Annotated in this window: 4 protein-coding genes; all 4 read right to left on the bottom strand. The window is 55.6% G+C overall.

Annotation, left to right across the window (positions count from 1 at the left end; translation table 11 throughout):
* Window positions 1-648 precede the first annotated feature (648 nt).
* Complete coding sequence (locus MHM85_RS18190; RefSeq protein WP_219862153.1) at window positions 649-1,896, bottom strand: benzoate/H(+) symporter BenE family transporter; 1,248 nt, start codon at window positions 1,894-1,896, stop codon at window positions 649-651.
* 74 nt (window positions 1,897-1,970) lie between these two features.
* On the bottom strand, window positions 1,971-2,771 hold the full coding sequence (benD, locus tag MHM85_RS18185; RefSeq protein WP_219862156.1) for a benzoate diol dehydrogenase BenD: 801 nt from the start codon (window positions 2,769-2,771) through the stop codon (window positions 1,971-1,973).
* Complete coding sequence (benC, locus tag MHM85_RS18180) at window positions 2,768-3,793, bottom strand: benzoate 1,2-dioxygenase electron transfer component BenC (protein WP_275443624.1); 1,026 nt, start codon at window positions 3,791-3,793, stop codon at window positions 2,768-2,770. The genes benD and benC overlap by 4 nt, the downstream gene beginning before the upstream one ends.
* Before the next feature lie 24 nt (window positions 3,794-3,817).
* On the bottom strand, window positions 3,818-4,020 hold a 203-nt coding region (locus tag MHM85_RS18175; RefSeq protein WP_275443623.1), incomplete at its 5' end, for an aromatic-ring-hydroxylating dioxygenase subunit beta.

Genomic DNA, 4,020 nt, shown 5'->3' with positions numbered 1-4,020 from the left:
CGAAGTCGTCGATCAGTTTGAACAGGTCGCCCACCAGGCGATGCACGATCTGCTTGGCGCGGTCGTTGCCGCCTGCCTGGTCCAGGCCGGCCACGGCGTTGAGAAAGTCTTGAACCTCGGGCGTGTCAAAGATTTTTACGGTCATGGTTAAAGCCTATTGTTAGTTTTATCGTTATTTATCTCCCAATCACCGAATGGACGTTTGTCGATGAAGTGATTGAGTATCTACTTAGGACATGAGGACACTGTGTCTCTGTACTCTTCACGACAATATCGAACAAACACCCATTAACAGACCAATATCGTTTGAGTTCTCACCCATACTTCGAAGGTATCTCAAGCAGCGTTCGTTTTTTGTGCGGTCGCACACAGGACATCACACGAAAAGCACAACCTTTTGTTTTTATTTAATAAAAAACCAAACAAAATGATAGCAAGCTAACAAATAAACCCACCTCTCAACGCATTATCGAGTATATCCCGTCGCGCAGGTAAGGATGGGCTAGGAACGGCCAACACACTCTGTCCAAAGTCGGGGTGGGATACGACCAAAGCACAAAGGTCTCAACGGGCATCCATAGAAAAAAGCCCGCACTGCCTAAGCATGTACGGGCCAAACGCATCAAAAGAGTAACAAAGCAGAACTTGCTATCCGCTATGTTTCTGGGCCGCTCTACGCGTAAACATGAAGTCAAAATCTTTGGTTTCAAAAATGGCCGATACTACCACTCCAAGGACCAGGGCCCAGAACGTTGCGCCGATTCCCAATATTTGAATACCAGAAGCGGCAATTAAAAAGGCGAACAGCGCTCCTACTTCGTGCTTCTTGCCCGCAAACGCAATGGTCATGGAGGACGTGATGACACGCATCAGCGCCAAGCCAGCGATGATGGTGATGAAGTAGCGAGGCGTGGCTTCCAGCAGGCTGACCACATAACCATAGAAAGGCGCCGCCACGATAAAAATAGCCCCGGCAATGACCGCTGCGACCCAGCGTTTGTCATGGGCACCGGCCTCCGGTGAGGCGCATACCCCGGTCATGGGTGCCGCGATGCAAGTACTGTGTAGATTGAAGAACGATGACACGATGGTTCCGATGCCACCCACGGCCGTGATCGCGTTCGCGGGAGCGTCCTTATAGCCCATTCCTTTGACCAAGCCCACGCCTGCCGGCGTCTCCATCCCGACCAGGATAATCGCGAGCGGCAACCCATAGGTGAGAAACGCCTCCAGAGTGAACGTCGGCAGAATGAACTCCGGAAACCGGATGGTCGCTTGGATTCCCGAAAGATCCACTCCGGTGACTGTCAGGTAAGTAAGCCCTGCCGCCATGGCGATGATGAGCGGGGGAATTTTGCGCAAGACTCTCGCCGAGATAAAGAAAGCCAACATCATGATCGCGGCTGGCACCATCGCGTTTTCCAGCGGCTTGACCATGTTGAGCCCAAAGCTAAGCAGCATACCGCCGACCATGCCCATCACGATCGGCATCGGTATCAACCGCATCACGATGCCCATGACACCGGTCACGCCCGCTATCAGCGTAATGATGCCAGCGATAAGACCAGCGCCCAAGGCCGCTTCTAGCCCGATCACCGGAATGACCGCGGCAAACATCAGCGCGCCTGGAATGGAATTTGCCATCGGCAGCGGTAAACGGTAGTAAGCGGGCATGAACAGCCCAAACAAACCGTTGATCATCAAATAGCTGATGACCCAGATCATGATGAAGGAGGGGTCGAGACCTGCTGACGTGCCCGCACTGATATGGACGACGCCAACGCTGAGACCTAAGATGCCGGCGACTAACCCTGTACTGGCATTGTCAGCATTGAGGTCACGTAGAAAATCGCGAGGCGCATGCCGTAGGCTCACGCCTTTTTCTATATGTTTCACGGTGTGCTCCAGGGTTTTTTGTAGTATTTAGCGTTATTTTGACAACGGCTTTACGACGATGGCTAACGGTTCGATTAGCCTTGATCACCCCCACCGACCGGTAGAACGCTCCCTGTGATGTAGCTCGCCTCATCGGACGCCAGAAACAGAATGGGGGCGGCCATCTCATCGAGCGTGCCGTAACGCTTCATCAAACAACTTTGCTTGGTCTGGTCGATGTGGGCTTGGAACCAAGCGCGCTCGGTGTCATTACTGGGCTCGGGCGTTCCACGAGAGATGCGACGGGGTGGCGCTTCGGTGCCGCCAATGCCCGCCGCCACGACACGAATGCCTGCCTCAGCGTACTCAAAAGCCAGCGACTCAGTGAGTGCGTTGACACCGCCCTTGGCCGCCGAGTAAGGGATACGATGAATCCCGCGTGCCGCCACGGAAGAGACGTTGACGATCACACCCGCGCCCTGGGACACCATCGTTGGCAGCGCCGCGCGGCAGCACCATAGCGTCGGCATCAGGGAGCGGGTGATCTCTGCGGAAATTTGCGCTTCGCTAAACTCCGTGAAGGGTTTGAAATTGATGGCGCCCCCCACGTTATTGATCAAAATATCGATACGCCCAAACGCGGTGACCGCCGACTGCATCGCCTGCTCGGCACCTGCCCAGGTCTCCAGGTCTGCTTGTACCGCCACCACCTCACGACTGACCTGACGGATGTCTTCCACGACCTCGTGGATATAGTCAGAGCGGTCTACCAGCACCAGGCGTGCGCCTTCCATCGCCGCACGTTCGGCCACCCGCCGCCCAATCCCTTGAGCGGCCCCGGTGACGATCATTACTCGGTCCTGAAATCGAGCCCTATCCAAACGTTGATCGCTCATGCTGACGCTCCTGCCTGGTTAGGCGTAAACTTTTCATAGTGGAAGCTTTGCGGTTCGATGCCTTCCGTGTCGAAATGCTTGAGCACTGCGTCGACCATTGGAGGCGGCCCACACAAGTACACATCCACATCTCCGTCATGCATCACGGCGGCATCCATATGGTGGGTCACATACCCTTTTCGCGGGTGCTCGCTGGCCTCATCCACCACCACGGTGGCGTAGCTAAAGCTGGGCAGCTTCTCCGCGATCGCCTCCAAGGCGTCGATTTTTACCAGATGATCGTCTTTATTGACGCCGTAAATCATGTGGATGGGCGCGTCACAGCCCTTCTCGACCAGCTGCGCTAGCATGGACAAAAAGGGTGCCAGCCCCGTACCGCCTGCCAGCATCAGTATCGGGCGCGTGACTTCACGTAGGTAAAAGCTGCCTAACGGGCCTGTCAGTGTAAGCTTGTCACCCACGGCGGCACGGTCGGTCAGATAGCCACTCATCACCCCATTGGGGATATTGCGAATCAGGAACGTGGCCCGCTGATCGCCTGGCTGAGAGCTAAAAGAGTAAGAGCGATGCAGCTCCGTGCCAGGCACATCGATATGGATGTACTGGCCAGGCAAAAAGGCAAGCTCCTGACCCTCCTCCAGTTCGACCACCAGCTCGATGCTGTCTTCGGAGAGCTGCTCGACGGCAGCGACCGTTCCCTCGACCTTGCCCACCTGGGTTTTACACATCGTAGACGCGACGGGCACTTGGATAACGCAGTCTGAAGAGGGCACCATCTGGCAGGTCAGCACTTGGCCTTCGGCCGCTTCTTCATCAGAGAGCGCCTCCTCCAGATACTCGTCGCCCATATCGAACTCGCCCTGCTCGCAGTGGCCTTTGCAGGTGCCGCATACGCCGTCGGAACAGTCCATCGGAAGATTCACTTTCTGGCGGTACGCCGCGTCAAGAACGGTTTCCCCTTCTTTACAGCCGATGAAACGCGTCACGCCGTCTTCGAAGTTGAGGGCAATGGTATAGCTCATGATGAAATCTCCTCTCCCATCGAGTCACACGTGATACACGTCGATGACTTGATGGATGTAGTCGTTGTTCAGCTGCACGACTTTTCTTGTGATTAGCGGACGCTCGCCCGAGACGTCCAGGGTGTAGAAGCTCGTGCCGAAGAAGCTGTCCGTCTTCTTGTAGCGGTGGCTCAGCGTGTGCCAGTTGAACCGCAGCTCGGCCGTCTGGTCGTCTTGCGACAGGATTT

The organism is Halomonas sp. McD50-4 (assembly GCF_022348135.1).
GTDB lineage: Bacteria > Pseudomonadota > Gammaproteobacteria > Pseudomonadales > Halomonadaceae > Vreelandella > Vreelandella piezotolerans.
Note: the sequence above shows the minus strand (reverse complement) of the source record. Positions and strands in the feature narration are given on the sequence as shown.